Raw genomic sequence first — 23,892 nt, 5'->3', positions numbered from 1 at the left:
TCGATGAAAGGGCAAGTCGGTCAGTCCAGCTGCAGCTTGCGCTCGCGGATCAGCTTGGACCACTTCTCATTGTCCGCCTTGACGAAGGCCGCGAACGCCGCCGGCCCGAGCGGATGCACCTCGGCGCCGGCCGTCGCGAACTTGGCCTTGATCTCGGGCGTCGCCAATGCCTTGGCGAGTTCACCCGACAGGCGATCGACCACGTCCTTGGGCATGTTGGCGGGGCCGACCAGCCCCTGGAAGCCGACGGCCTCCATGCCCGCGAAGCCCATCTCCTTCACGGTGGCCACGTCGGGCAGTTGCGGGTCGCGCACCGGACCGGTCACGGCCAGCGCCTTGAGCTTGCCGCCCTTCACCTGCGGCAGCAGCACGCTGCCCGCGTCGATGAGGATCTGCGTCTGCCCGCCGAGCAGGTCCTGCACGGCAGGCGCGCTGCCCTTGTACGGCACGTGCGTCATGTCCAGGCCGGTCACCTGGTTCATGAGCTCGCCATTGAGGTGCGTCGAGGTGCCGTTGCCGCCCGAGGCGAAGTTGACCTTGCCCGGCTGGCCCTTGGCCCACGCCACGAACTCCTTGAGATTCTTCGCCGGATGGTCGGGCCGCGTCACGGCGATGTAGCTGCCCTGGCTGATCTGCCCGATGTAGGTGAACTGCTTGATGGGGTCGTACGGCGGCTTGCTCTGCAGGTACGGCGCGATGGCGAAGGGGCCGGTGTTGGCCAGCAGCAACGTGTAGCCGTCAGCCGGCTGACGCGTGAGTTCGGTGGCCGCGATCATGCCGCTCGCGCCGGGCTTGTAGTCGACCACGAGCTGCTGCTTGAGCGCTTCCTGCAGCGGCACCTGCACGGTGCGCGCGGCGAAGTCGATGCCACCGCCCGGCGGATAGCCGACGATCAGGCGGATGGGCTTGGCGGTCGGGAAGCCTTGCGCGAATGCGGTGCCGCCCACAGCCAGCAATGCGGCCGCGACCAGGGTGGTTGCTGTCTTCTTGTTCATGAAAGGTGTCTCCTTCTTTTTTGAAAAACCGCGCGCTCCTCAGCCGCGCGGGTGGTGCTGCGCATGCAGCTGCTTCAGGCGCTCGCGCGCCACGTGCGTGTAGATGGTGGTGGTCGAGATGTCGGCGTGGCCCAGCAGCAGTTGCACCGCGCGCAAATCGACGCCGTGGTTCAGCAGGTGCGTGGCGAAGGCGTGGCGCAGCGTGTGCGGCGACAGCGGCACATGGATGCCGGCAGCCGCGGCCTGCTTCTTCACGATGACCCAGAACATCACGCGCGTCATGCCCGCGCCGCGCGCGGTCACGAACAGGTCGGGCGTCTGCTGGCCGTCGAGGATCGCGGGGCGCGACTCCTCGAGGTAGCGCTCGATCCAGCGCCGCGCCTCGGCGCCGAAGGGCACGAGGCGCTCCTTGTTGCCCTTGCCGAGCACACGCAGCACGCCGTCGTTGAGGCTCATGTCGATCGCCTTCAGCGCCACCAGCTCGCTCACACGCAGGCCGCTCGCGTACATCAGCTCGAGCATGGCGCGGTCGCGCAGGCCGAGCGGCGTCTCCACATCGGGCGCGGCCAGCAAGTCGTCGACCTGCTTCTCGGACAGCGTCTTGATGGCGCGCGGCATCTGGCGCGCGGGCATGAGGCGGATGCTCGGGTCGACGGTGATGCGGCGTTCGCGCAGCGCCCAGCGGTAGTAGCGCTTGAACACCGTGAGCCGGCGGTTGGCCGACGTCGCCTTGCCCTTCGTCGACAGACGCACACCCATGTAGGCCTGCAGCTCGGTCTCGCGCGCGGCGTCGAGCCCCATGCCGCCGCGCTGCTCGCGCAGCCACTGCGCGAGCAGCGCGAGGTCGCGGCGGTAGGCGGCCAGCGTGTTCTTCGACAAGCCATCTTCGAGCCAGAGGGCGTCGATGAAGGTGTCGATGTCGGCAGTGGGGGGAGCGGCGGCGGCCTCGGTCATGCGATGCAAGATAACAAAAGAAAAAGCCGCCCGGAACGCGGGCGGCTTTGCGGGAAGCGAAGCCGATCAGTCGAGCTTGAGGTTCTGCTTCTTCACGACCTGCTTGTAGACGTCGAACTCGGCCTTGATCTGCGCCGAGAACTGGTCGGGCGTGTTGGCCACGATCAGCGAGCCGGTGTCTTCGATGCGCTTCTTCACGGCCGGATCTTCCACGGCCTTCTTCACGCCGGCGTTGATCTTGTCGACCACTTCCTTGGGCAGGTTCTTCGGGCCGAGGATGCCGTAGTAGGCCATGCGGTTCACCGGCTCCAGGCCGACTTCCTTGAAGGTCGGCACGTTCGGCAGGCCGGCCACGCGCGTCGGCGCCGACACCACGATCGGCACCAGCCGGCCGCTCTGGATGAAGGGCATGGCCGAGGGCAGGTTGTCGAAGATGATCGGCACCTGGCCGGCCACCACGTCGTTCAGCGCCGGGCCTGCACCGCGGTATGGGATGTGCGTGACGAAGGTGGTGGTCAGGCTCTTGTACAGCTCCATCAGCAGGTGGCCGATGCCGCCCGTGCCCGACGATGCGTACGAATACTTGCCCGGGTTCTTCTTCAGCTCGGCCACGAACTCGGCGTAGTTCTTGGCCGGGAAGCTCGGGTTCACGGCGATCACGTTCGGCGTGGCCGCGATGTTGATGATCGGCGTGAAGTCGGTGATCGGGTCGTACGGCGTCTTCGGGTTGATGGCCGGGTTGGCCGCGGTGCTCGACACCGTGGCCACGCCCAGCTTGTAGCCGTCCGCCGGTGCGCGCGCGGTTTCAGCGGCGCCCACGATGCCGCCGCCACCGGCGCGGTTGATCACCACCACGGGCTGGCCCAGCACCTTGCCCAGCGGGTCGGCGATCACGCGCGCCACGATGTCCGTCGTGCCGCCGGGTGCGAACGGCACGCTCAGTTCGACCGGCTTGTTGGGATAGCCCTGCGCGAAACTCTGACCTGCCACTGCGACCAGCGCGGCGGCGCCCGCAAGCGCGCTCCATTGACGACGTTGCATCGATAACTCCTTGACTAGACGGGACCGGCCGGGGCCGGAAAAAAGCGAAGCCCGGATGCTAGCGGGTCGAGGCTTTCTTTCATGCTGTGGAATACCCACAGTTGTGGCGGTTTATGCTCGAAGCGGTGAACTACGCGCAGCTGCTCTTCCCCGACTTCTCCCTCATCGCCATCGGCTGGCTCCTGTGCCGCTACACCGCGCTCGACCGCCGCGTGTGGGACCAGGTCGAGAGCCTGGTGTATTACTTTCTATTTCCGGTGCTGCTGTTCCATTCGATCGTGCGCAGCCCGCTCGACTTCGGCGCCACCTCGAGCCTGCTGACCGCGGGCGTCGGCGTCGGGCTGGCCGGCATCGCGATGGCCTACGCCCTGCCCTTCGTGCCGGGCCTGCGCACGCATATCGACCGGCACGACCATGCCGCCAGCGCGCAGATCGCCTTCCGCTTCAACTCCTTCATCTGCCTGGCGCTTGCCGAGCGGCTGGCCGGGCCCGAAGGCCTGCTGCTGATCGCGGTGCTGATCGGCGTGTGCGTGCCGATGTTCAACATCGCCGCCGTGTGGCCGATGACCCGCCACGCGCAGACGGGCTTCGTACGCCAGCTGGTGCGCAACCCGTTGATCGTCGCCACGGTGGCGGGGCTGCTGGCGAATGTGCTGGGCTTCACCGTGCCGGGCTGGGCCACGCCGACGCTCACGCGGATCGGTGCGGCGTCGCTGGCGCTGGGGCTGCTTGCGGCGGGGGCGGGCATGCAGTTCGCGACGCTCGGGCGCGGGAAGGCGTTGGCGGTGTCGGTGTTGGCGATACGGCATTTCTTTCTGCCGCTGGTGGCCTGGGGGTTGTCGCTTGCTTTGAAGTTGGACGCTACGCAGGCTTCGGTGTTGATGGCTTTTTCTGCGGTGCCGACGGCTTCGAGTGCTTATGTGCTGGCGGCGCGGATGGGGTACAACGGGCCGTATGTTGCGGGGTTGGTCACGCTGTCGACCATTCTTGGGGTGGTTAGCCTGCCGTTTGCTCTGGCACTGCCTCGGTAGTTGGATGTCTGCTTGAGTTTTCTCCCGGGGCCGGGTCTCGGCCCGGCGGCCGACCTACTTTTCTTTGCTTCGCCAAAGAAACGTAGGCAAAAGAAAGGCGACCCTGCTGTCTGCGTCCCTCCGCTTCGCTGCGGGCAACCTGCGGTGCTCGCATTTCGCGGGGTCTCGCCCAAACTCGCTTCGCTCAAACAAGGGCGAGCCCTGATCCGCGAAACGCTGCGCTCCTCGGCGCATACAGAAGGGATGGCGAAACCGAACTCGCCATCGCTTCGCTCGGCTTCCAACACCACACAGGCCTTCGCTTCGCTTGGCCTGGGGCCTCCCCCAAAGAATCGTCCAGGGCCGAGCAACGCGATGGCCCTCCCTGCCCGAGCGCAGCGATGGGCCGTCTCCTCCCCCTCCCCTCTGGCTGCGCCGAGGAGCGCAGCGTTTCGCGGATCAGGGATCGCAGCTGTTTGAGCGAAGCGAGTTCTGCGAGACCCCGCGAAATGCGAGCACCGCAGGTTGCCCGTAGCGCAGCGAAGGGTCGCAGACAGTGGGGTCGCCTTTCTTTTGCCTACTTTTCTTTGGCGAAGCAAAGAAAAGTAGGTCGCCCGCCGGGGCGAGACCCGGCCTCGGAAAGCAAACAAGCCCCCCGCGTTCACCGCGACAACAAGACAGGCACAGCCGAAGCCAGCATCGCGATACCCGACAAGGTCAACAGACTCAACACGATCTTGCGAAACGCCACTTCACTGATCCCGATATAGAGCCGAGCCCCCAACAACACCGGCACAGCGACAGCAGCAGCCACCAACACCAGCAACGGCAAAACCGAACGCCCGATGCTCCCGCTCGCCACATGCACAGCAAACGCCACACTCAACATCGAAAGATTGAAGTTCTGAATCACCGCCCGCTGCGTGTCCCGCTGAAAACCGCGCAACGTGCACCAGAGCGTAGGAATGGTCCCCGAGAACCCGCCGATGCCGGCCATCGCCCCGCCGATCGCACCTGCCACCCCATCGGCCACACGTCCGCCAAATGCGACCTTCGGCAGATGTTGCGACATCAGCATCGCAGGACACCACAACACCAGCAACACACCCAGGCACAACTTGAACATCACAAGATCAAGATGCGGCAACAGCCACACGCCGAAGGGCACGCCGACCAGACCACCGAGCACGAAGGGCCAGAGAATGCGCTTGTCGAAGGAGCGCCGCACGGTGACCGCAGCAATCACCTGTCCCGTGAGCGCACCGAACAGGGCGAGCACCGCGGCCAGCTGAGGCTCCAGCGTCCAGGCCCAGATCGACATTGCGACCATGCCGAAGGCAAAGCCCGAGAGGCCCTGCACGAATCCCGCCAGCACGGCGCCGACGATCACATAGACATACAAGGCTTGCATGCGGTCGATGATATCGACCGCCCCTCGGCGAGCAGCCTCAGGCCGAGGCCGGCACCAGCGCCGTGCGCCGCACGCGCCGTACGTTGAAGGCACTGGCGATCAGAACGCCCTGCACCAGCGCCAGCCCGACGATCACGCTCGTGTACTGGCCGTGGTCCATCAGGCGGCCGAACACCAGCGGCGCCACGGCCTGGCCGATGTCCAGGCCCGCGTACACCACGCCGTAGACGCGCCCCGTGGCATTGGGCGGCGTCGACTTCTTCACCAGCAGGTCGCGCGATGGCCCGGCAATGCCCGAGACGAAACCCATCGCGCCGAACAGCACCGGCACCATCACCGGCGGGAACTGCGCGAAGGCCAGCACCAGCGCCAGTGCCGCCGCCACGCCGAAGCCCGCCCCCACGATGCGCTCGCAGCGCGAAGGGTCGGACGCCAGGAAGCCGCCCACCACCATGCCGGCCGCGCTCGCCACCATGTAGACCGTGAGGCACACCGCCACCAGCGCCACCGGCACGGCATGCAGGTGGCCCGCCGCCACGGGCGCGAAGGTCTGCACCACGCTGATCACGGCGGCATAGAAAAAGAAGAAACCGAAGCACATCCACACGGCCGGGATGCGCAGGAAGTCGAACTCGCCGCCGGTCGGCGCGGGCTCGCCCTGCCCCGTGGCCTTGTGCACCGCCGCCGCGTCGAGCGCCAGCGCGCCACGGTACAGCCACAGCACCAGCAGCACCACGATCGCCACCACGCCGGCCGAGGCCAGCGCCACGCGCCACGAGAAGGCAATGGCGATCGGCACCACGAAGGCTGGGGCCAGCGCCCAGCCCAGGCTGCCGGTGATGCCGTGCACGCTGTAGGCATGGCCCAGCCGCGTGGGCGCGACCTTGCGGTTGAACAGCGTGTAGTCCACCGGATGGAACACGCCGTTGCCGATGCCGCCGACCACGGCGCACGCCAGCAGCATCCAGTAGCTCTGCGCCACGGCATAGCCGAAGGCCGCGAGCCCCAGCGCGCCCAGTCCGACGAACAGCACCGGGCGCGGCCCCAGCTTGTCGACGATGAAGCCCGAGGCCGCCTGCACGATGCACGAGACCACGAAGAACACCGTGAGCACCGCGCCAAGCTCTACATAGCTCACCTGGAACGCATCCTTCAGCCACGGGAACAGCGGCGCCAGGATCAGCTGGCTGAAATGGCTCACCGCATGCGCCAAGCCGACCAGCCCGATCAGTTGGGCGTCGCTGCGCAAGGAAGGGGTGGGGGCCGCGTTCGGCGTGGAAGTGGATGACATGGATTGCTACAAAAAACCGGGGAGAGCACCGATGCTATGCGGCGCCGACGCGGCAGAATGGCGATACAGCGACAACATTTGTCGAAACTATGCCAAGCGCCGTTCCCCCCCACGCTCCGCCCGCCCCCGAGCCAGCCGCGTCCGCCAAGGCGCGCGGGGCGCCCTCCGCGCCGACCAACAGCGTCGGCCCGCTCACACCACACCTGTACGCACCCGACGCGGTGCGCCCATTGCGCGCCAAGGAGCATTTCCTGAGCGGCGACACGCAGGTCGAACTGCACGAGCACCCGTGGCCGCAGCTCACCTTCTCGACCCGCGGCGTGATCCGCCTGAGCACACAAGATGGCAGCTACATCGTGCCGCCGTCGCGCGCGCTCTGGGTGCCGGCCAACATGCCGCACAGCATCACGCTGATCGAAGACGCCGAGCTGCGCACCGTCTACCTGCACGCCTGGATCGCGCCCACCTGGGAGAAGTGCGAGGTGCTCGAGATCAGCCCGCTGCTGCGCGCCCTGATGCTCGCGCTCGACACCACGCCCGACGGCCTGCCGCCGGCCGACCCGCATGCGCCGCAGCGCGAACGCATGATCGCGCCGCTGCTGGTCGACGAGGTCGAGCGCGCCACGCAGATCCGCATCGACGTGCCGCTGCCCTCCGACAAGCGCCTGCGCCAGCTGTGCGAGACGCTGCTGCGCAACCCGGCCGACCGCGCCACGCTGGCTGAGCGCGCCGCCACCATCGGCGCCAGCGAGCGCACGGTGGCGCGGCTCTTTCGCGACCAGCTGGGCATGAGCTGGCAGCAATGGCGCCAGCAGGCCGTGATGGCGCACGCGCTGCCGCTGCTGGCGCGCGGCATGGCCGTAAGCCAGGTGGCGTCGGCCAGCGGCTACGCCACCGACAGCGCCTTCTGCGCGATGTTCAAGGCGGCCACCGGACGCTCGCCCACGTCGTTCCAGCACAAGAAGCAACGTCCCGCCTGACCGGCAGGACATGGGCCGGGCACGTCATCGCCCTCTGGCAAGATCGGCGATCGAACCGACACCCATGCACTCACCGATCCCCCTGCACATCGCGGCCGAGACCCGGCCCGCGACATGGACCGCCGACATCTGGCTGCGCATCCGCCGCCATTTCCTGCTGAAGGCGGTCGGCACCACGGCCTTCACCTGGCTGTTCTTCATCGGCTACTTCCACCTGCTGCGCAACCCGGCCTTTCCGGTCACGGTGATGCCGCTGACGGCGCTGGATCACCTGATTCCGTTCCAGCCCTACACGCTCGGCGCCTACCTGTCGCTGTGGGTGTACGTGGGCTTCGCGCCGGGGCTGCAGCTCACCTTCCGCGAGCTGGTGGTCTACGGGTTGTGGATCGGCGCGCTGTGCCTGAGCGGCCTGGGCATCTTCTACTTCTGGCCGACGCAGATCCCGCCACTGGACATCGACGTGTCGGGCTATCCCGGCTTCGCGATGCTGCAGGGCGTGGACGCGGCGGGCAACGCCTGCCCCTCGATGCACGTGGCGGTCGCCATCTTCACGGCCGTGCGCCTGGCCGATGTATTGCGCGAGGCGCGCACGCCGTGGCTGCTGCAGGCGATCAACTGGGCCTGGTTTGCCGCCATTGCCTACTCCACGCTGGCGGTCAAGCAGCATGTGGTGCTCGACGCGCTGGCCGGCGCGCTGCTCGGCCTGGCCTTCGCGCTGCCCTCGCTGCGCTGGCGTCCGGGCAAGCGTTTGCGAGGGGATGTCCCTCATTCGAGAGCGGATATCATTCGTCATCACTGACCACCACAGGCCGAGCGAGGAAGGGATCGAACCGGTGGCCAGCCCCGCAAGAGGCCGGCATCGTCGATCAACGACGGCACAAGACGACAGGCATCGCAGATGAGTTCGCTGAAGGAATTGCAAGACCTGATCCACGAGAAGTACGGCATCGAACCGTCCAAGCTCGACCCCCACGCCTCGATGCGCGAAACCGGCGGACTCGATTCGCTGGCACTGGCCGAATTCCTGTTCGCCATCGAAGACCACTTCGGCATCACCATGCCCGACGAAGACGCGAGCATCGACACGCTGGCCGAGCTGGCGCAGCTGGTCGACAAGGTCCGAGCCGCCAAGGCAGCGTGAGCACGCACGAAGTCGCCGTCACCGGACTGGGCGTCATGGCGCCCCACGGCGCCGAGCCCGACGCGCTGTTCGACGCGCTGCTGCAGGGCCGCTCGGCCATCGCGCCAGTCTTTCCCGAACTCCCCAAACCCGCCGCCGCTGCCACGGTCGCCTTCGACGAGACGCGCTGGTTCACCAAGCTGCAGCTCGCAGGCGTCGACCGCGTGAGCCAGCTCGCCGTGGCCGCCGCCGACCTCGCCCTGCGCGATGCCGGCCTGGCGCTGCGCGATGAAAGCGTCGATGCCGAGCGCGTGGGCGTCTACGCCGGCTGCGGCATGGGTGGTGCCGCCTCGCTCGAAGCCGCCTACCGCGGCAACGGGCGCGTCTCGCCGCTCACCATTCCCGCCTTCATGCCCAACGCGCCCGCCGCCCATGTGGCCATGCGCAACGGCGTGCTGGGGCCGGTGCTCACCTACTCGGTCGCCTGCGCCTCGTCGTCGGTGGCCATTGCCGAGGCCGCCAAGGCGGTGCAGCGCGGCGAGGTCGACATCGCCATCGCGGGCGGCAGCGAGGCGCTGATCGTCCCGGGCGTGGTGCTGGCCTGGCAGGCCATGCAGACGCTGGCCGGTTTCCAGCCCGGCGAAGCCGCCGGCGCAGTGCGTCCCTTCGCCACGGATCGCAGTGGTTTTGCCCTTGGTGAAGGTTCGGCCTTCCTCATTCTCGAATCGGCCGAGCGCGCCCGCGCGCGCGGAGCCCGCCGCTACGCCACGCTGGCCGGCTGGGGCCTGAGCAGCGATGCCACCCACCTCACCAAACCCGACGCCCCCGGCCAGGCCCGCGCCCTGCGCGCCGCGCTGCGCCAGGCCGGCCTGCAGCCGCGCGACGTAGGCTATTGCAATGCGCACGGCACGGCCACGCGCATCGGCGACGTGGTCGAGCGCAACGCGCTGGCCGAGGTCTGGGGCAGCGACTTCGACGCCCTGCGGGTCAGCTCGACCAAGGCGCTGCACGGCCACATGCTGGGCGCGGCCGGGGCCATCGAGGCGCTGATCACGGTGCTGGCGCTGCATCGGCGCGAGCTGCCCCCCAACGCGAACTGCCGCGAGGTCGACCCCGACTGCCAGATGAACCTCGTCGCCCCCGGCGACAGCGCCGCGCCCGCGCTCGACGCCGCCATCAGCAACTCCTTCGCCTTCGGCGGCACGAATTCGGTGCTGCTGTTCCGCAAGGGCTGAATGTTTTCGGGGCCGTGCACACCCTGTGCCACTGTGCCCCGCGCGATAGAGACATTCCGGGCTCTCCGGTATGCTGGCGGGCGCTTCTCCCCTCATGCTCGTTCAAGGAGGCCACCATGCACGTTCGCCCCACACTCATTGCCCTCGCCCTGCTCGCCGCAGGCGCCTCGGCGCAGGCCAACAACCTGCTCGACCAGCTGAAGGAACAGGCCGGCGCCGCGGTCAACTCACAAGGCAGTGGCAGCAGCAGCGGCGGCAGCTCGGCGCTGAGCAACCTCAGCCTCGGCGGCTTCAAGATGCCCGCCATCGGTTCCAGCACTGTCGGCAGCGCGGCCGGCGTGCTCGAGTACTGCGTCAAGAACAACTACCTCGGCGGCGATGCAGCGTCCGTCAAGGACAAGCTGCTGGCCAAGATCACCGGCCAGAAGAAACAGGAAAACGACTTCGCGAGCGGCGCCAAGGGCCTGCTCAAGGGCGGCGACGGCAAGTCGCTCAACCTCAAGGGGCTGTCGTCCAAGGTCAAGGAAAAGGCCTGCGACTACGTCCTGAAAAACGCGACCTCACTGATCTAGGCTCCTTCTCTCTCTCCCGCTCTCCGCGCACGGCCTGCCCGCCGTGCGCGCGCCCCGCTTCATGAATCCGGCTTCCCCTTCTTCCTCCCCCGCGCCTTCCCTTCGCCAGCGCCTCGCGCGCTGGGTTCCCTGCCTCGGCTGGCCCCGCCCTTCCGCCGCGCTCCTGCGCAACGAGGCCATGGCCGGCATCACCGTCGCGCTGATGGTGTTGCCGCAGGGCGTGGCCTATGCGGCGCTGGCGGGCATGCCGCTGGTCACGGGCGTGTATGCGGCGCTGTTCCCGGCACTCATCGCCGTGATGTTCAGCTCGTCGCAGCGGCTGTCGGTGGGGCCGACCGCGCTCACCAGCCTGCTGGTCGGCGCGTCGCTCGCGCCGCTGGCGGTGGCGGGCAGCGACGAGTGGGTGGCGATGGCGGTGTGGCTCACGCTGATGTCGGGCGCGATCCAGATCGTGCTCGGCGCGGGACGCTTCGGCTGGTTGCTGCGGCTGGTCAATTCGCCGGTGCTGATCGGCTTCACGCAGGGCGCGGCGGTGCTGATCGCCATCTCGCAGTTGCCCGCACTGCTGGGCTTCACGGGGCGCACCATTCCGCAGGTGCTGCAGGGCGGACCGCTGCCCGATCTCACGGCCATCGCCTTCGGCCTGGGCAGCATCGCCGTGCTGTGGCTGGGCAAGCGCTGGGTGCCGCGCTTTCCGACCACGATGGCGCTGGTGGCCGGCGCCGCGGCCATCAGCTGGAGCATCAATTACGCGCTGCGCGGCGGTGCCGTGGTGGGCGCCCTGCCCTCTGGTCTGCCCTCGTTCTACTGGCCCGGCCTGCTGCCGGCGCACACCTTCAGCGCGCTGGTGCTGCCGGCGCTGATGATCACGCTGGTGAGCTTTCTGGAAACCGCATCGAGCGCCAAGGTCGACAACGGCCGGGCGGGCACGCTGTGGAACGAAAACCAGGACCTGATCGGCCAGGGCCTGGCCAAGCTGGCCTCGGGCTTCACGGGCGCGTTCCCCACCAGCTCGTCGTTCTCGCGCTCGGCCATCACGCTCTACGCGGGCGCGCAGACCGGCTGGGCGACGCTGTTCAGCGTGGCCGTGGTGGCCGGTGCGCTGCTGTGGCTCATGCCGCTGCTGTACCACGTGCCGCAGGCGGTGCTGGCGGCGGTGGTGGTCACGGCCATCCTGGGGCTGGTGAAGCCGTCGAGCTTCACCGCGCTGTGGCGCATCTCGCGGCTGGAGGCCGGCATCGCCTTCGGCACCTTCGTGCTCACCATCGCCACCGCGCCGAGCATCTACTGGGGCGTGCTGGGCGGCCTGCTCGCCAGCCTGGCGCACTACATGTACCGTCACCTGCATCCACGCATCATCGAAGTGGGCCTGCACCCCGACGGCAGCCTGCGCGACCGCCACCTCTGGAAGCTGCCGCCGCTCGCACCGCAGCTCTACGCGGTGCGCATGGACGCCGAACTCGACTTCGCTTCCGCCTCCACGCTGGAGCGCGCGCTCACCGTCGCGCTGGCCGAGCGCCCCGACCTGACCGACGTGTGCCTGTTCGCGCAGCCCATCAACCGCATCGACATCACCGGCGCCGAGGTGTTCGGCTCGATCCGCCGGATGATGGAATCCAAGGGTGTGCGCCTGCACCTGAGCGGCATGAAGCTGCCGGCCATGCAGGTGCTGGAAAGCGCCGGCCTGCTCGCGCCGGGGCCGATGCTCTTCAGCTACCGCACCGACGGCGAGGCGCTGGCCGCGCTGATGCCGCGCATCGACGTGCCCGAAGCCGCCGAAGCCGCGGCCTGACCGCTTCTCTTCCTCGCCGGACGCGGGCGCCATGAAAACCACCATAGAAGAACTGGTCGCGTTCCGCGCGGTGGTGGACACCGGCTCGATCACCGCTGCGGCCGACCAGCTCGGCCAGACCGTGTCGGGCATCAGCCGCGCGCTGAGCCGGCTCGAGCAGAAGCTGGGCACCACGCTGATGCGCCGCACCACGCGGCGGCTCGAACTCACCGAGGAAGGTGCCGCCTTCCTGCAGCGCACGCGCGCCATCCTCGACGCCATCGACGACGCCGAAGAGCACATGGCCGCGCGTCGCCAGCAGCCGGCCGGCCGCCTGCGCGTGAACGCGGCCTCGCCCTTCATGCTGCACGCCATCGTGCCGCTGGTGCCGGAGTTCCGCCGGCTCTATCCGCAGATCAGCCTGGAGCTCGACACCGACGACCTGCCCATCGATCTGCTGGAACGGCGCACCGACGTCGCCATCCGCATCGGCCCGCTGCGCGATTCCACGCTGCATGCGCGCCCGCTCGGCACGCACCGGCTGCGCGTGCTCGCGAGCCCCGCCTACCTCGAGGCCCACGGCAAGCCACGCAAGGTCGACGAACTGGCCGGCCACGCGCTGCTGGGCTTCACCCAACCCGAATCGCTCAACCGCTGGCCGCTGCGCGGCGTGCATGGCGACGAATGGACCATCACGCCCACCGTCGTCGCGTCGAGCGGCGAAACCTTGCGCCAACTCGCGCTGGCCGGCGTGGGCATCGTGTGCCTGTCGGACTTCATGACCGCCGCCGACCGCGCCAGTGGCGCGCTGGTGCAGGTGCTGCCCAAGGACACGGTGGACGTGCGCCAGCCGGTCAACGCCGTGTACTACCGCAACACGCAACTGTCGGCGCGCATCACCTCGTTCCTCGATTTCCTGTCGCAGCGCATGGCCTGACAGGCCGCGCCTCACGCGCCTCAGCCCGGCGGCATGCGCTCGAACTTCTGCAGTGCCGGATCGAGGAAATCCCAGGCGTGCCCGCGCACCGCGTAGGTGACCGCCTGCGGCCGGTAGCGCGCGGGATCGTCCAGGCTCCCGGCATGTACGGTGAAGACCCCGGGCATCGCGGCGAAGGTCATGTACACGGGCGAGCCACAGGTCGGGCAGAAGGCGCGTGTCTTGATGTTGCCGCTGTCGCCCTTGAGGTGCCACAGCGTCGCCGCGCCCGTCTGCTTCACCTCGGCGCCCGCGAAGCTGAGGTACGAACCGTGGCCCGTGCCGCTCTTGTGTTGGCAATCAAGGCACTGGCAGTCGTTCTGGAACACGGGTTCCCCGGAAATCTCGTAGCGGATGGCGCCGCATGCGCAGCCGCCGGTGTAGGTCGGGTTCATGGTTCTTGTCCTTTCGAAGTGGCTCTGTGGGAGTGACGGCCAATCTAGTCGGGCAGGAGCGCGGGCGGGGAGTAACAAGATCGTCGTGAATCCGAACACGAACAGAATCCGTCAGTCATGGGAGCGCCAACCAAAGGAAACGACATGCACGTCGATCTGGTGTCCGAAGCCCAACACGATTCCCTTGTCGAACTGCTGAGTGAACTGCACGCCTTCTACAACGAAGGTGCCCACGTGCCGCGCGAGCTGGTGCGCGAGCACCTCCTGGGCAATCTCCTCGCGCCCGGATCGCCGCACCAGCTCGTGGTGGCATCGACCGACGAACGCACCGTGGTCGGCCTGGCAGCGATCACCTGGGTCTACTCGCTGGTCGATTTCGCACCGGAGCAGCGCAAGCACTGCCAGCTCAAGGAGCTGTACGTGAAGTCGGACCACCGCAGTGCCGGCGCAGGCCGCGCGCTCATGGCCTGGGTGGCGGCGCGCGCCATCGCCAACGGGTGCCATCGCATCGACTGGCCGGTCAAGGCGACGAATGCGCGGGGCATTGCGTTCTATGAAGGTCTTGGCGCGTTCCGAGTCGTCGAGCGGTTGAGCTACCGGCTGCTGGAGCCGGCCCTGGGCGAACTCGCGTCGCTCACGGCCCCTGCGTGACCACCAGCCGCTCGACCGCCGCCGACGCGATCTCGTAGCCGCTCACCCCCATGTCGGCCGACGCGTAGCGCGCCGCCTTGAGCGTGCCGCTGACGCGCACCGTGTCCATCGCGTGCAGCCCCTTGACGGGCGCGGGCGCGATGACGTGAACGATCTGGTTGGCGGGCGGCGGCGGGGTGTGGATGCAGGCGCCGAAGTACGGCACCAGCAGGAACTCGCGGATGCCGTCGGGCGTGGCGTCGAGCGGCACCACGAAGCCCGAGAGCTTCGCGGCCTTGCCGTCGAGCGCGATGTTGACCGGTGCGTTGTCCCAGACGGCGCGCATCTCGTCGAGCATCTGGATCGCGCGCGGGTCGTTGTCGCGCAGCGCCTCGAGGCTGATGTTGCGGTAGCGCTGGGTCGGGTCCCACTCCTTGGGCACCAGTGCGTCCCAGGCCAGTTCCTGCGCGGCGGGCACGCTCTGCTCCTGTGCGGCGTCCGGGCTGCAGGCAGACAGCAGGCTGCCCGCGACAGCCATCAGAAGCACCATCCCTGTGCGAGAAACAAAAACACTCATGGCCCCGATTGTGCTTGCCGCAGATGTCGGAGCGCTCGGAACGCTCTGGAAGACCTGTTTCAAAACGAATGGCGCCAGTGACACAAAAGACGCACGCCGCGCCAGAATGCCGCACCACGACCACGAGGAGATCCGCATGGCACCCACAGGATGGCTGGGATTGACGTCACTCGGCACGGTTCACACAGCGATCAGCCTGATCGCCGTGTTCGCAGGGATCTGGGCCCTGCTGCGCTACAAGGAAATCACCCTGCGCACCCGCCTGGGCCAGGTCTTTGTCTGGACCACGGTGCTGACCTGCCTCACGGGCTTCGGCATCTTCCAGCACGGCGGCTTCGGCAAGCCGCATGCGCTGGGCATCATCACCCTGGTGGCGCTGGCGGTCGGCGCGCTGGCGGGATACGGGCGGCTCGGGGCGAAATCGCGCTACATCGAGGCCGTCGCCTATTCGGCGAGCTTTCTCTTCCACTGGATTCCGGCCTTCACCGAAACGCTGACGCGCCTGCCGCTGGGCGCACCGCTGCTGCCGAGTGCAGAAGCACCCGAACTGAAGGCCCTCACGGCGGTGCTGGGCGCACTGTATGTGGTCGGCGTGACGCTGCAGATCAAGCGGCTGCGCGGCGACAAGCCGGTCAGTCCTGCACCCGTCCGCGCAGGCTCTTGATCTGCGAGCGCTGGCTCTTGCCCTCGAGCCGGCGCTGCTTCGAACCATAGGTGGGCTTGGTGGCGCGCCGCACGCGCGGCGCCGTGGCCACGCTGTCGATCACGGCCTGCAGCCGCGCGAGCGCGTCGGCGCGGTTCATCTCCTGTGTGCGGTGCGTCTGCGCCTTGAGCACGAAGACGCCTTCCTGCGTGATGCGGCTGTCGCGCAGCGCGAGCAGCCGCTCCTTCACATCGGCCGGCAGCGAGCTGGCCGGGATGTCGTAGCGCAGGTGCACCGCGCTCGACACCTTGTTGACGTTCTGCCCGCCCGCCCCCTGCGCACGGATGGCGCTGAAGTCGACCTCGTCGGGGTCGATCAGGAGAGGTGGGCGGAGCATGCCCGCGAGTGTGCCCTCAAACGCGTTCAAACACGGCGGCGATGCCTTGGCCGCCACCGATGCACATCGTGACCAGCGCATAGCGACCGCCCGTGCGGTGCAGCTCGGCGATCGCCTTCGTCGTGATGATCGCGCCGGTCGCGCCCACCGGGTGGCCCAGCGAGATGCCCGAGCCGTTCGGATTCACCTTGGCGGGGTCGAAGCCCAGTTCCTTGATGACCGCGCAGGCCTGCGCCGCGAAGGCTTCGTTCGATTCGATCACGTCGAAGTCGCTCACCTTCAGGCCGGTGCGCTCCAGCACCTTGCGCGTGGCGGGCACCGGGCCGATGCCCATGTACGCGGGCTCGACGCCGGCGTGCGCATAGCCGACCAGGCGCGCCAGTGGCTTCAGGCCCAGCGCCTTCACGCGGCCGCCTTCAGCAAGAACCACGGCGGCGGCGCCGTCGTTGATGCCCGAGGCGTTGCCGGCGGTCACGAGGCCGTCCTTCTTGAAGGCGGGCTTCATCTTGGCGAGCGTGTCGACCGTCGTGTCGGCACGCACATGCTCGTCGGTGTCGAACAGCACGACGCCCTTGCGCGTCTTCACCTCGACCGGAACGATCTGCTCCTTGAAGCGGCCGGCGGCGATGGCGGCTGCGGCGCGCTGCTGGCTGGTCACGGCCAGTTCGTCCATCTGCTCGCGCGAGATGCCGTAGCGCGCGGCCACGTTCTCGGCCGTGATGCCCATGTGGATCTTCTCCCACGGGTCGTGGAGGATGCCCAGCATGTAGTCGACCAGCACCGCGTCGCCCATGCGCGCGCCGTAGCGTGCGGAGGTGTCGAAGTAAGGGCCGCGGCTCATCGATTCCGAACCGCCGCCGATGGCGATGTCGCAGTCGCCCAGCGCAATGGCCTGCGCCGCCGACACGATGGCCTGCAGGCCCGAGCCGCACAGGCGGTTGACGTTGAAGGCCGGCGTCTCGATCGGGCAGCCCGCGTCGATGGCGGCCACGCGGCTGAGGTAGGCGTCCTTCACATCGGTGGGAATCACGTTGCCCATGACCACGTGGCCGATGGCGTCGGCCGCGACGCCGCTGCGCTCGATGGCGGCCTTGACGGCGGTGGTGGCCAGTTGCGTGTTGGGTACGTCCTTCAGCGCGCCGCCGAAGGTGCCGATGGCGGTGCGGGCGGTGCCGACCACGAAGATGTCGCGTTGGGTCATGGTGAAGATCTCCTGGATTGAAAAAAGCGAAAGACGGATCAGTGACGGGTCAACGGCCGGTCAATGGCCGCTCAGCGACCCGTGAAAGCCGGCGCCTTCTTGCCGAAGAAGGCATCGAGGCCGATGCGGAAGTCGTCGCTGGCAGCGCAGACCTGGAAGGCGGCCGACTCGGCATCGAGCTGGCTGCGCAGGTCGCGGTCGAGCGAGCCGCGCATCAGGCGGCGCAGGTTGCCCAGCGCCACGGTCGGCCCCTTGGCCAGCCGCTGCGCGAGGGCCATGGCTTCGGACTCGAGATCGGCGGCAGGCACCACACGGTTGATGAGGCCCATGCGCTCGGCGGCGGCGGTGTCGTAGGCATCGCCGAGCATGGCGATCTCCAGCGCACGGCGCATGCCGACGAGCCGCGGCAGCGCCCACGAGGCGCCCACGTCGCAGCTCGTGCCGATATTCACGTAGGCGAGGTTGAAGCGCGTGCCCTCGGCCGCGAGCACGAAGTCGGCCTGCAGCATCAGGCTCAGGCCGGCGCCGGCCGCCACGCCGTGCACCTGCGCGACGAGGGGCGCATCCATGCCGTCGAGCACGGTCAGCGCCTCGTGCAGCGGACCGATGAGGTCGGCCGCGCCCTGCTTCGGATCGGCGCTGAGCACGCCGAGGTCGCCGCCGGCCATGAAGCCCTTGCCCGCGCCGCTGACCAGCACGGCGCGCACGCTCCTGTCGGCCGCCAGTGCGCGCGCGGCGTCGAGAAAAGCATTGGCCATCGGCACGTCGATGGCGTTGAGCGCCGCCGGCCGGTTGAAGCGCAGCGTGGCCACCGCGCCTTCGCGGCCCACCAGCAGTGGGGAAGAAGAAGTGTCTTGGGTCGTCATGGGGCCGTTACTTTCGTGGGGGCGCGCTGCAGCACGCCATTGAGCAGCAATTCGATTCCCTGGTCGGCGATCTGGTCGGGCGTGAGGTCACCGTCGGGGCGGTACCAACGGCCGATCCAGCTCAGCGCGCCGGCCAGCATGAAGGCGGCCATCTTCGGATCGCAGGGTGCGAGCGCGCCCTCGGCCACGCCCTCCTCGATCAGGCGGCGAAAGTGGCCGTCGATGCCGGCCTTCAGGCGGCGCAGTTCCTTCTTGAGCGGATCGGGCAGCGGGTCTTCGCCGATGCGGATCACGCACATGCCGAAGTCCTGCGTGACCACGCCCGAGTAGATGCGCATGCAGGCCTTGAGCTGGTCGATGGCGCTGCCGCCAGCGGCGCGCACCTCGCCGATGCCGGACTGCATCAGGTCGAGCGCCATCTTCACGCACTCCAGCAGGATCTGGTCCTTGTTCTCGATGTAGTAGTACAGCGTGGGCTTGCTCACGTTCAGCCGCTCGGCAATGTCGTCGAGCGAGGTGGCGTGAAAGCCGCGTTCGTTGAAGAGTTGGGCGGCCGTGCGCAGCACGGCCATGCGCTTGACCTCGCGCTGCTGCGCGCGGCGGTCGGCGGGCTGCCACGGGGAGGCTGAAGCAGGAACAGCGGTGGAACGGGGCATGGGGTTTGTGCGGGCGGGGAAAGTCCCGATGCCGCGAACTGCGGCGAACACGGACATTACCGGCCAGTAGGAATTCTACGGGCCAGTAGCCTCTTGCTGCTGAACACAAACCCTGACCTTGCGGCGCGCACCTTTGGCCATGCCTGACGAGTCTCGACGGGATACGACTTCCGCCCCCGCCGCCACGGCCCCCGTGCTGCAGGCCGAGGCCCTGACGCTGGCGTTCGGCGGCGTGAAGGCGCTGACGAACGTGGGTTTCAGCGTGGCCCCGGGCTCCATCACCGCGGTGATCGGCCCCAACGGCGCGGGCAAGACCTCGCTGTTCAACACCATCTCGGGCTTCTACAAGCCTTCGCAGGGCCGCGTGCTGTTCGAGGGCGAGGACATCACCCGCCTGCCGGCACCGAAGCGCGCGGCGCTGGGCCTGGCGCGCAGTTTCCAGAACATCGCGCTGTTCCGCGGCATGACGGTGCTCGACAACATCAAGCTCGGACGCCACGCGCACCTGAAGACCAACGTGTTCGACGCCCTCTTCTACCTGGGCCGCGCGCGCCGCGAGGAGGCCGAGCTGCGCCGCGACGTGGAAGAACGCATCATCGATTTCCTCGAGATCGACCACATCCGCCACGCCTCGGTGGCAGCCCTGCCCTACGGCCTGCAAAAGCGCGTCGAGATGGCGCGCGCGCTGGCCATGCAGCCCAAGGTGCTGATGCTCGACGAGCCCGTGGCCGGCATGAACCGCGAAGAGACCGAGGACATGGCGCGCTTCATCCTCGACGTGCGGCGCGAATGGGGCATCACGGTGCTGATGGTGGAGCACGACATGGGCATGGTGATGGACCTGTCGGACCACGTGGTGGTGCTCAACTTCGGCCAGGTGATCGCGCAGGGCACGCCGGCGCATGTGCAGGCCGACCCCGAGGTGATCCGCGCGTACCTGGGCGCCGGCGATGTCGGCGAGCTGCGGCGGCGGCTGCGCGGCGAAACCACAGCAGGAGTGGCCTGATGGATTGGGCCTACCTCTTCGAGATCGCGCTCACAGGCATCGCCGGCGGCGGCCTTTATGCGCTGGCGGCGCTGGCCTTCGTGCTGGTCTACAAGGCCACGCGCGTGGTCAACATCGCCATCGGCGAAATGCTGATGGTCGGCGCCTATCTGTTCTTCACCTTCGCCGCGAGCTTCTCGCTGCCGATCTGGATGGCGGTGCTGGGCTCGGTGATCGGCACCGGCCTGCTGGGTGCCGTGATCGAACGCACCATGATCCGCCCGCTGCTGGGCGAGCCGCCGATCTCGGTGTTCATGGTGACGGTGGGGCTGGCGTCGATCCTGGTCGGTCTGGTCGAGATCATCTGGACCGCCGACCAGCGCCGCCTGCCCGAGTTCCTGCCCAACACGCCCGTGATGATCGGCGAGGCTTTCCTCGCCCCGAAGATCGCCTACGGCGCGCTGATCGCGGTGGTGCTGATCGGGCTGGTGCTGCTGCTGTTCCGCTTCTGGCGCGGCGGCGTCGCACTGCGCGCTACGGCCTCGGACCAGGCGGCGGCGTACTCGATGGGCATCAACGTGCCGCGCGTGTTCTCGCTGGCCTGGGTGGCCTCGGCCATGATCGCGGCGGTGGCCGGCATCATCGTCGGCGCCATCGGCGGCATCTCGTCGTCGATGGGCGTGTTCGGGCTGTCGGTGCTGGTGGTGGTGATCGTCGGCGGGCTCGACAGCGTGCTGGGCGCGCTGGTGGGCGGCGTGCTCATCGGGCTGATCGAGGCACTGGCCGGTTCCTACCTGGGCGGCGAATACAAGCTGCTCGCCACCTTCATCGTGCTGGTACTCGTGCTGATGGTGCGGCCCTACGGCCTCTTTGGCACGCACGAGATCGAAAGACTATGAACATGAGCCCCCACGTTCGGCACTTCGTGTCCTCACTGCCCCCCGGGGGGGCGCTGTTCGCCCTTGGGGCGGCCCGGCGGGCGAACTGATGCGCATCGGCACTCTCAAGCAAAGCTACATTGCCGACGCGGCGCTGTTCGACTCGCGCACGCAGAAGACGTGGCTCGCCATCGGCGCGGCGCTGCTCGTGCTGTTCCCCTTCATGGCCAGCGACTACTGGCTGTACCTCGCGTGCCTCGTCGCCATCAACGTCGCGAGCGCCACGGGCCTGAACATCCTCACGGGCTACACCGGTCTCGTGAGCCTGGGGCAGGCCGCGTTCATGGGCCTGGGCGCCTACACCGTGGCGATCATGCAGACGCGGCTGGGCACGCCCTTCCTGCTCAACATCCTCGCGGGCGGCGTGGTCGCGATGCTCGGCGGGCTCGTCGTGGGCATTCCGTCGCTGCGCGTGAAGGGCCTGTACCTCGCGATCGCGACCATCGCTGCATCGTTCATCGCGCACTTCCTGTTCGCCAACCTCAAGCTCACCGGCGGCACCACCGGCATCTCGCTGCCGCCCGCGCAGTTCTTCGGCCTGGCGTTGGACACGTCCTTCCGCCTCTACTGGGTGATCGTGCCGGTGATGGTGCTGATGGTGCTGGGCGCGGCCAACCTCTTTCGCACGCGCGTGGGCCGCGCCTTTATCGCGATCCGCGACCGCGACATCTCGGCCGAGGTGCTGGGCATTCCGCTGCTGCGCTACAAGCTGCTGTCGTTCGGGCTCTCGTCGTTCTACGCGGGCGTGGCGGGCGGGCTGTGGGCCTACTTCTTCCGCGTGGTCACGCCCGAGAGCTTTCCGCTGCTGATGTCGATCTTCTTCCTGGCCGCGATCATCGTCGGCGGCATGGGCACGATCCTGGGCGGCATCTTCGGCGCCGTGTTCATGACCATGGTGCCCGAGCTGCTCAAGCTGGTGGTCGACCTGCTGCCGGGCGGCGTCGAGATGACCGTGTTCCTCTCGCCGGTGCGCACGGTCGTGTTCGGCCTGCTCATCGTCGGATTTCTGGTGTTCGAGCCGCACGGGCTCGCAGAAGTGTGGCGGCGCATACGCCGCTTTTTCCATCTATGGCCGTTCCGCAACTGAGCCCCTTCCAACAGGAGACAAGCATGCCCAAGACACCGAAGAAGCTTTCCTACCACCGCCGCGCCCTGCTGATCGCCGCGGGCCTCGCGGCCGCCGTGCCGTTTGCGAATGCGCAAGGCACCGAAGACATCGTGATCGGCGGATCGATCCCGATGACCGGCGTGTTCGCCTTCGCGGGCGTGGGCATCAACGCCGGCATTGCCGACTACGTGAAGATGGTCAACGACGCCGGCGGCATCAAGGGCCGCAAGCTGCGCTACGTGCCGGAAGACACGGGCTACAAGGTCGACGTGTCGGTGGCGGCCTTCAAGAAGATCACGAGCCAGAACAAGGTCAACCTCTACTACGGCGACTCCACCGGCTTCTCGAAGACCATCAATCCCGAGCTGGACCGCAGCGGCCAGATCCTGATGGCCGGCGCCTCGTTCGCCACCGAGCTCAACGACCCGGCCAAGTATCCGAACCAGTTCCTGGTCGGCCCCGACTACACCGAGCAGATCGGCATCCTGCTGCGCCACATCGCCAAGGAGAAGCCGGGCGCGAAGGTGGCCTTCGTGTACTCCGACTCCGAGTTCGGCCGCGATCCCATCGAGGCCAGCGAGGCCGCCGCGAAGAAGCTGGGCCTGAGCGTGCCCGTGAAGCTCATGACGCCCGCGGGCAGCGTCGACGTGTCGACCGAGGTCATCAAGCTGCGCCGCGCGGCGCCCGACTACACGATCTTCCACGGCTACATCCTCGCGCCCATTCCCGAGTTCGTGCAGCAGGGCAAGCAGATGGGCATGACCAGCAAGTGGATGGGCACCTTCTGGACCATGGACAGCTCCACCGTCATGAAGATGGGCGAAGGCGGCGACGGCTTCATGGGCGTGATGCCCTACCGCTACTACTACGACACCTCGGCCAAGGCGCCGATGCTCGACAAGATCCGCGCGCTGCGCCCTGAGTACCAGAGCACGGCCTACACGCAGGGCTTCCTCACGGCCATGCTGTTCACCGAGGCGGCCAAGCGCACGCTCGACGCCGGCAAGCCGCTGGACGGCAAGAACCTGAAGGCCGCGCTCAACACCATCAAGGACTTCGACACGGGCGGCCTCATCGGCACGCCGATCACCATCAAGGGCAACTCCATTCCCGTGGGCCGCGTCTACAAGGCCGACATGAAGGCGCAGAAGATGGTGCCGGCGTCGGACTGGATCAGCCTCTCGCACTAGGCCATGAGCGCCCGACTCTTCTTCCAGGAACACCGCAGAACCGGCTTTGCCGGGCTGCTGGTGTTGCCCCCGGTAGGGGGTTGGCGAAGCGACACGAAGTGCGCGAAGACTGGGGGTGAGCCGTGAATGTCCTCGAGGTCAACAACGTGGAAGTGGTCTACAACAAGGTCGTGCAAGTCTTGCGCGGCCTGTCGCTGGCCGTGCCGCGCGGGCAGATCGTGGCGCTGCTGGGCAGCAACGGCGCGGGCAAGTCGACCACGCTGAAAGCGGTGTCGGGCCTGCTCGCGCTGGAAGACGGCGAGGTCGAGGCCGGGCGCATCGTGTTCGACGGCGCGTCCACCGAACGGCTTGCGCCGCAGCAACTCGTACGACGCGGCCTGAGCCACGTGATGGAAGGCCGCCGCGTGTTCGAGGATCTCACGGTGGAAGAGAATCTCGTCGCCGCCACCTATGCGCTCGCGGGCCGCGACGGCACCACGCCATCGCGCAACTTCGACGACGTCTACGCCTACTTCCCGCGCCTGCACGAGCGCCGCAAGGGCCTGGCGGGTTATCTCTCGGGCGGCGAGCAGCAGATGCTCGCCATCGGCCGCGCGCTGGTCGCGCAGCCGCAGCTCATCTTGCTCGACGAGCCTTCGCTGGGCTTGTCGCCGAAGCTGGTGGAAGACATCTTCACGATCATCGCGCGCATCAACGCCGAACGCGGCACCTCGATGCTGCTGGTCGAACAGAACGCCAGCGTAGCCCTGGCCATCGCGCACACGGGCTACATCATGGAAAGCGGCAAGGTCGTGATCGACGGCAGCGCCGAGCGGCTGGCGGCCGACCCCGACGTGCGCGAGTTCTACCTCGGCGTGGGCGGCAGCGGCGAATCGCGCAGCTTCCGCGAGTTGAAGCACTACAAGCGCCGCAAGCGCTGGCTGTCATGACGGCAACGCCCACCCCCCCTT

The 23,892-nt window shown here is 68.0% G+C and carries 26 protein-coding genes; 15 read left to right on the top strand and 11 right to left on the bottom strand.

The features are described from left to right. Positions 1 to 20: 20 nt before the first annotated feature. The 3 genes from D3H34_RS10040 to D3H34_RS10030 all read right to left on the bottom strand — a co-directional run bounded on the left by D3H34_RS10040 (position 21) and on the right by D3H34_RS10030 (position 2,990). Positions 21 to 995, bottom strand: coding sequence for a Bug family tripartite tricarboxylate transporter substrate binding protein (locus D3H34_RS10040; RefSeq protein ID WP_119553309.1), 975 nt, complete (start codon positions 993 to 995; stop codon positions 21 to 23). A 39-nt stretch (positions 996 to 1,034) separates the two neighbouring features. Beyond that, on the bottom strand, positions 1,035 to 1,949 hold the full coding sequence (gene xerD / locus D3H34_RS10035; RefSeq protein ID WP_119553308.1) for a site-specific tyrosine recombinase XerD: 915 nt from the start codon (positions 1,947 to 1,949) through the stop codon (positions 1,035 to 1,037). A 66-nt stretch (positions 1,950 to 2,015) separates the two neighbouring features. Then, on the bottom strand, positions 2,016 to 2,990 hold the full coding sequence (locus tag D3H34_RS10030) for a tripartite tricarboxylate transporter substrate binding protein BugE (RefSeq protein ID WP_119553307.1): 975 nt from the start codon (positions 2,988 to 2,990) through the stop codon (positions 2,016 to 2,018). Positions 2,991 to 3,103: 113 nt separating this feature from the next. Here D3H34_RS10030 and D3H34_RS10025 point away from each other — a divergent pair, with 113 nt between their 5' ends. Continuing rightward, positions 3,104 to 4,021 (top strand): AEC family transporter, encoded by a 918-nt coding sequence (locus D3H34_RS10025; RefSeq protein WP_119553306.1) that lies wholly within the window; start codon positions 3,104 to 3,106, stop codon positions 4,019 to 4,021. Between the two features lie 640 nt (positions 4,022 to 4,661). On the opposite strand, the gene D3H34_RS10015 is transcribed toward D3H34_RS10025, so the two are convergent. Both D3H34_RS10015 and D3H34_RS10010 read right to left on the bottom strand, forming a co-directional pair. After that, positions 4,662 to 5,411 (bottom strand): sulfite exporter TauE/SafE family protein, encoded by a 750-nt coding sequence (locus tag D3H34_RS10015; protein WP_119553305.1) that lies wholly within the window; start codon positions 5,409 to 5,411, stop codon positions 4,662 to 4,664. 37 nt (positions 5,412 to 5,448) lie between these two features. Beyond that, positions 5,449 to 6,702 (bottom strand): MFS transporter, encoded by a 1,254-nt coding sequence (locus tag D3H34_RS10010; RefSeq protein WP_119553304.1) that lies wholly within the window; start codon positions 6,700 to 6,702, stop codon positions 5,449 to 5,451. Between the two features lie 89 nt (positions 6,703 to 6,791). Between D3H34_RS10010 and D3H34_RS10005 the strand changes: the two genes are divergently transcribed. The 7 genes from D3H34_RS10005 (at position 6,792) to D3H34_RS09975 (ending at position 13,317) form a co-directional block, all read left to right on the top strand. After that, positions 6,792 to 7,682 carry an AraC family transcriptional regulator gene (locus tag D3H34_RS10005; RefSeq protein ID WP_205736706.1) on the top strand — a complete coding sequence of 297 codons (891 nt, stop codon included), beginning with the start codon at positions 6,792 to 6,794 and terminating at the stop codon, positions 7,680 to 7,682. 64 nt (positions 7,683 to 7,746) lie between these two features. After that, positions 7,747 to 8,481, top strand: a complete 735-nt coding sequence (locus tag D3H34_RS10000) for a phosphatase PAP2 family protein (protein WP_119553303.1) — start codon at positions 7,747 to 7,749, stop codon at positions 8,479 to 8,481. A 99-nt stretch (positions 8,482 to 8,580) separates the two neighbouring features. Continuing rightward, positions 8,581 to 8,823, top strand: coding sequence for an acyl carrier protein (locus tag D3H34_RS09995; protein WP_119553302.1), 243 nt, complete (start codon positions 8,581 to 8,583; stop codon positions 8,821 to 8,823). Then, complete coding sequence (locus D3H34_RS09990; RefSeq protein WP_119553301.1) at positions 8,820 to 10,037, top strand: beta-ketoacyl-[acyl-carrier-protein] synthase family protein; 1,218 nt, start codon at positions 8,820 to 8,822, stop codon at positions 10,035 to 10,037. Before D3H34_RS09995 ends, D3H34_RS09990 begins: the two co-directional genes overlap by 4 nt. 116 nt (positions 10,038 to 10,153) lie before the next feature. Further along, positions 10,154 to 10,609 carry a DUF2501 domain-containing protein gene (locus D3H34_RS09985; protein ID WP_119553300.1) on the top strand — a complete coding sequence of 152 codons (456 nt, stop codon included), beginning with the start codon at positions 10,154 to 10,156 and terminating at the stop codon, positions 10,607 to 10,609. A gap of 61 nt (positions 10,610 to 10,670) precedes the next feature. Beyond that, positions 10,671 to 12,401, top strand: a complete 1,731-nt coding sequence (locus D3H34_RS09980) for a SulP family inorganic anion transporter (protein ID WP_119553418.1) — start codon at positions 10,671 to 10,673, stop codon at positions 12,399 to 12,401. A gap of 31 nt (positions 12,402 to 12,432) precedes the next feature. Next, positions 12,433 to 13,317, top strand: coding sequence for a LysR family transcriptional regulator (locus D3H34_RS09975; RefSeq protein ID WP_119553299.1), 885 nt, complete (start codon positions 12,433 to 12,435; stop codon positions 13,315 to 13,317). Positions 13,318 to 13,337: 20 nt separating this feature from the next. Here the strand turns inward: D3H34_RS09975 and D3H34_RS09970 are convergent, their stop codons facing one another. Then, entirely contained in the window at positions 13,338 to 13,751 is a 414-nt protein-coding gene (locus D3H34_RS09970; protein ID WP_119553298.1) for a GFA family protein, read from the bottom strand. A gap of 144 nt (positions 13,752 to 13,895) precedes the next feature. Here D3H34_RS09970 and D3H34_RS09965 point away from each other — a divergent pair, with 144 nt between their 5' ends. Next, on the top strand, positions 13,896 to 14,402 hold the full coding sequence (locus D3H34_RS09965) for a GNAT family N-acetyltransferase (RefSeq protein WP_119553297.1): 507 nt from the start codon (positions 13,896 to 13,898) through the stop codon (positions 14,400 to 14,402). Here D3H34_RS09965 and D3H34_RS09960 read toward each other — a convergent pair. Next, the gene (locus tag D3H34_RS09960; RefSeq protein WP_286185593.1) at positions 14,386 to 14,919 is read right to left on the bottom strand and encodes a DUF3299 domain-containing protein; all 534 of its coding nucleotides are present in this window, start codon (positions 14,917 to 14,919) and stop codon (positions 14,386 to 14,388) included. The genes D3H34_RS09965 and D3H34_RS09960 overlap by 17 nt on opposite strands. A gap of 37 nt (positions 14,920 to 14,956) precedes the next feature. Between D3H34_RS09960 and D3H34_RS09955 the strand changes: the two genes are divergently transcribed. Beyond that, positions 14,957 to 15,622: a DUF2306 domain-containing protein gene (locus D3H34_RS09955; RefSeq protein ID WP_286185592.1), complete on the top strand. Its 666-nt coding sequence runs from the start codon at positions 14,957 to 14,959 to the stop codon at positions 15,620 to 15,622. On the opposite strand, the gene arfB is transcribed toward D3H34_RS09955, so the two are convergent. The 4 genes from arfB to D3H34_RS09935 form a co-directional block, all read right to left on the bottom strand. Then, a complete protein-coding gene (gene arfB / locus D3H34_RS09950; RefSeq protein ID WP_119553416.1) occupies positions 15,591 to 15,998 on the bottom strand; it encodes an alternative ribosome rescue aminoacyl-tRNA hydrolase ArfB in 408 nt (135 codons plus the stop codon). The two genes, D3H34_RS09955 and arfB, sit on opposite strands and share 32 nt — an antisense overlap. Before the next feature lie 16 nt (positions 15,999 to 16,014). Continuing rightward, positions 16,015 to 17,199: an acetyl-CoA C-acyltransferase family protein gene (locus D3H34_RS09945; RefSeq protein WP_119553295.1), complete on the bottom strand. Its 1,185-nt coding sequence runs from the start codon at positions 17,197 to 17,199 to the stop codon at positions 16,015 to 16,017. A gap of 71 nt (positions 17,200 to 17,270) precedes the next feature. Then, positions 17,271 to 18,065 carry an enoyl-CoA hydratase/isomerase family protein gene (locus tag D3H34_RS09940; protein ID WP_119553294.1) on the bottom strand — a complete coding sequence of 265 codons (795 nt, stop codon included), beginning with the start codon at positions 18,063 to 18,065 and terminating at the stop codon, positions 17,271 to 17,273. Next, positions 18,062 to 18,721, bottom strand: a complete 660-nt coding sequence (locus D3H34_RS09935) for a TetR/AcrR family transcriptional regulator (protein ID WP_167481166.1) — start codon at positions 18,719 to 18,721, stop codon at positions 18,062 to 18,064. The genes D3H34_RS09940 and D3H34_RS09935 overlap by 4 nt, the downstream gene beginning before the upstream one ends. Before the next feature lie 139 nt (positions 18,722 to 18,860). On the opposite strand from D3H34_RS09935, the gene D3H34_RS09930 reads away from it, so the two are divergent. The 5 genes from D3H34_RS09930 to D3H34_RS09910 all read left to right on the top strand — a co-directional run bounded on the left by D3H34_RS09930 (position 18,861) and on the right by D3H34_RS09910 (position 23,871). After that, complete coding sequence (locus tag D3H34_RS09930) at positions 18,861 to 19,727, top strand: ABC transporter ATP-binding protein (protein WP_119553415.1); 867 nt, start codon at positions 18,861 to 18,863, stop codon at positions 19,725 to 19,727. Further along, complete coding sequence (locus D3H34_RS09925) at positions 19,727 to 20,605, top strand: branched-chain amino acid ABC transporter permease (protein ID WP_119553292.1); 879 nt, start codon at positions 19,727 to 19,729, stop codon at positions 20,603 to 20,605. Before D3H34_RS09930 ends, D3H34_RS09925 begins: the two co-directional genes overlap by 1 nt. Before the next feature lie 88 nt (positions 20,606 to 20,693). Then, complete coding sequence (locus D3H34_RS09920; RefSeq protein WP_119553291.1) at positions 20,694 to 21,731, top strand: branched-chain amino acid ABC transporter permease; 1,038 nt, start codon at positions 20,694 to 20,696, stop codon at positions 21,729 to 21,731. Positions 21,732 to 21,754: 23 nt separating this feature from the next. Next, a complete protein-coding gene (locus D3H34_RS09915) occupies positions 21,755 to 22,942 on the top strand; it encodes an ABC transporter substrate-binding protein (RefSeq protein WP_119553290.1) in 1,188 nt (395 codons plus the stop codon). Between the two features lie 122 nt (positions 22,943 to 23,064). Then, entirely contained in the window at positions 23,065 to 23,871 is an 807-nt protein-coding gene (locus D3H34_RS09910; protein ID WP_119553289.1) for an ABC transporter ATP-binding protein, read from the top strand. The last annotated feature ends 21 nt before the right edge of the window (positions 23,872 to 23,892 follow it).

Source organism: Acidovorax cavernicola (assembly GCF_003581445.1).
The sequence above is the reverse complement of the archived record's forward strand: the minus strand, read 5'-3'. Positions and strand labels throughout refer to the sequence as shown.

Excerpts from the sequence above, each read along its gene's own strand:
- D3H34_RS10040 (WP_119553309.1), bottom strand. The coding sequence starts at position 995 with ATGAACAAGAAGACAGCAACCACCCTGGTCGCGGCCGCATTGCTGGCT.
- xerD (WP_119553308.1), bottom strand. The coding sequence starts at position 1,949 with ATGACCGAGGCCGCCGCCGCTCCCCCCACTGCCGACATCGACACCTTC.
- D3H34_RS10030 (WP_119553307.1), bottom strand. The coding sequence starts at position 2,990 with ATGCAACGTCGTCAATGGAGCGCGCTTGCGGGCGCCGCCGCGCTGGTC.
- D3H34_RS10025 (WP_119553306.1), top strand. The coding sequence starts at position 3,104 with ATGCTCGAAGCGGTGAACTACGCGCAGCTGCTCTTCCCCGACTTCTCC.
- D3H34_RS10015 (WP_119553305.1), bottom strand. The coding sequence starts at position 5,411 with ATGCAAGCCTTGTATGTCTATGTGATCGTCGGCGCCGTGCTGGCGGGA.
- D3H34_RS10010 (WP_119553304.1), bottom strand. The coding sequence starts at position 6,702 with ATGTCATCCACTTCCACGCCGAACGCGGCCCCCACCCCTTCCTTGCGC.
- D3H34_RS10005 (WP_205736706.1), top strand. The coding sequence starts at position 6,792 with ATGCCAAGCGCCGTTCCCCCCCACGCTCCGCCCGCCCCCGAGCCAGCC.
- D3H34_RS10000 (WP_119553303.1), top strand. The coding sequence starts at position 7,747 with ATGCACTCACCGATCCCCCTGCACATCGCGGCCGAGACCCGGCCCGCG.
- D3H34_RS09995 (WP_119553302.1), top strand. The coding sequence starts at position 8,581 with ATGAGTTCGCTGAAGGAATTGCAAGACCTGATCCACGAGAAGTACGGC.
- D3H34_RS09985 (WP_119553300.1), top strand. The coding sequence starts at position 10,154 with ATGCACGTTCGCCCCACACTCATTGCCCTCGCCCTGCTCGCCGCAGGC.
- D3H34_RS09980 (WP_119553418.1), top strand. The coding sequence starts at position 10,671 with ATGAATCCGGCTTCCCCTTCTTCCTCCCCCGCGCCTTCCCTTCGCCAG.
- D3H34_RS09975 (WP_119553299.1), top strand. The coding sequence starts at position 12,433 with ATGAAAACCACCATAGAAGAACTGGTCGCGTTCCGCGCGGTGGTGGAC.
- D3H34_RS09970 (WP_119553298.1), bottom strand. The coding sequence starts at position 13,751 with ATGAACCCGACCTACACCGGCGGCTGCGCATGCGGCGCCATCCGCTAC.
- D3H34_RS09965 (WP_119553297.1), top strand. The coding sequence starts at position 13,896 with ATGCACGTCGATCTGGTGTCCGAAGCCCAACACGATTCCCTTGTCGAA.
- D3H34_RS09960 (WP_286185593.1), bottom strand. The coding sequence starts at position 14,919 with ATGGCTGTCGCGGGCAGCCTGCTGTCTGCCTGCAGCCCGGACGCCGCA.
- D3H34_RS09955 (WP_286185592.1), top strand. The coding sequence starts at position 14,957 with ATGGCCCCGATTGTGCTTGCCGCAGATGTCGGAGCGCTCGGAACGCTC.
- arfB (WP_119553416.1), bottom strand. The coding sequence starts at position 15,998 with ATGCTCCGCCCACCTCTCCTGATCGACCCCGACGAGGTCGACTTCAGC.
- D3H34_RS09945 (WP_119553295.1), bottom strand. The coding sequence starts at position 17,199 with ATGACCCAACGCGACATCTTCGTGGTCGGCACCGCCCGCACCGCCATC.
- D3H34_RS09940 (WP_119553294.1), bottom strand. The coding sequence starts at position 18,065 with ATGACGACCCAAGACACTTCTTCTTCCCCACTGCTGGTGGGCCGCGAA.
- D3H34_RS09935 (WP_167481166.1), bottom strand. The coding sequence starts at position 18,721 with ATGCCCCGTTCCACCGCTGTTCCTGCTTCAGCCTCCCCGTGGCAGCCC.
- D3H34_RS09930 (WP_119553415.1), top strand. The coding sequence starts at position 18,861 with ATGCCTGACGAGTCTCGACGGGATACGACTTCCGCCCCCGCCGCCACG.
- D3H34_RS09925 (WP_119553292.1), top strand. The coding sequence starts at position 19,727 with ATGGATTGGGCCTACCTCTTCGAGATCGCGCTCACAGGCATCGCCGGC.
- D3H34_RS09920 (WP_119553291.1), top strand. The coding sequence starts at position 20,694 with ATGCGCATCGGCACTCTCAAGCAAAGCTACATTGCCGACGCGGCGCTG.
- D3H34_RS09915 (WP_119553290.1), top strand. The coding sequence starts at position 21,755 with ATGCCCAAGACACCGAAGAAGCTTTCCTACCACCGCCGCGCCCTGCTG.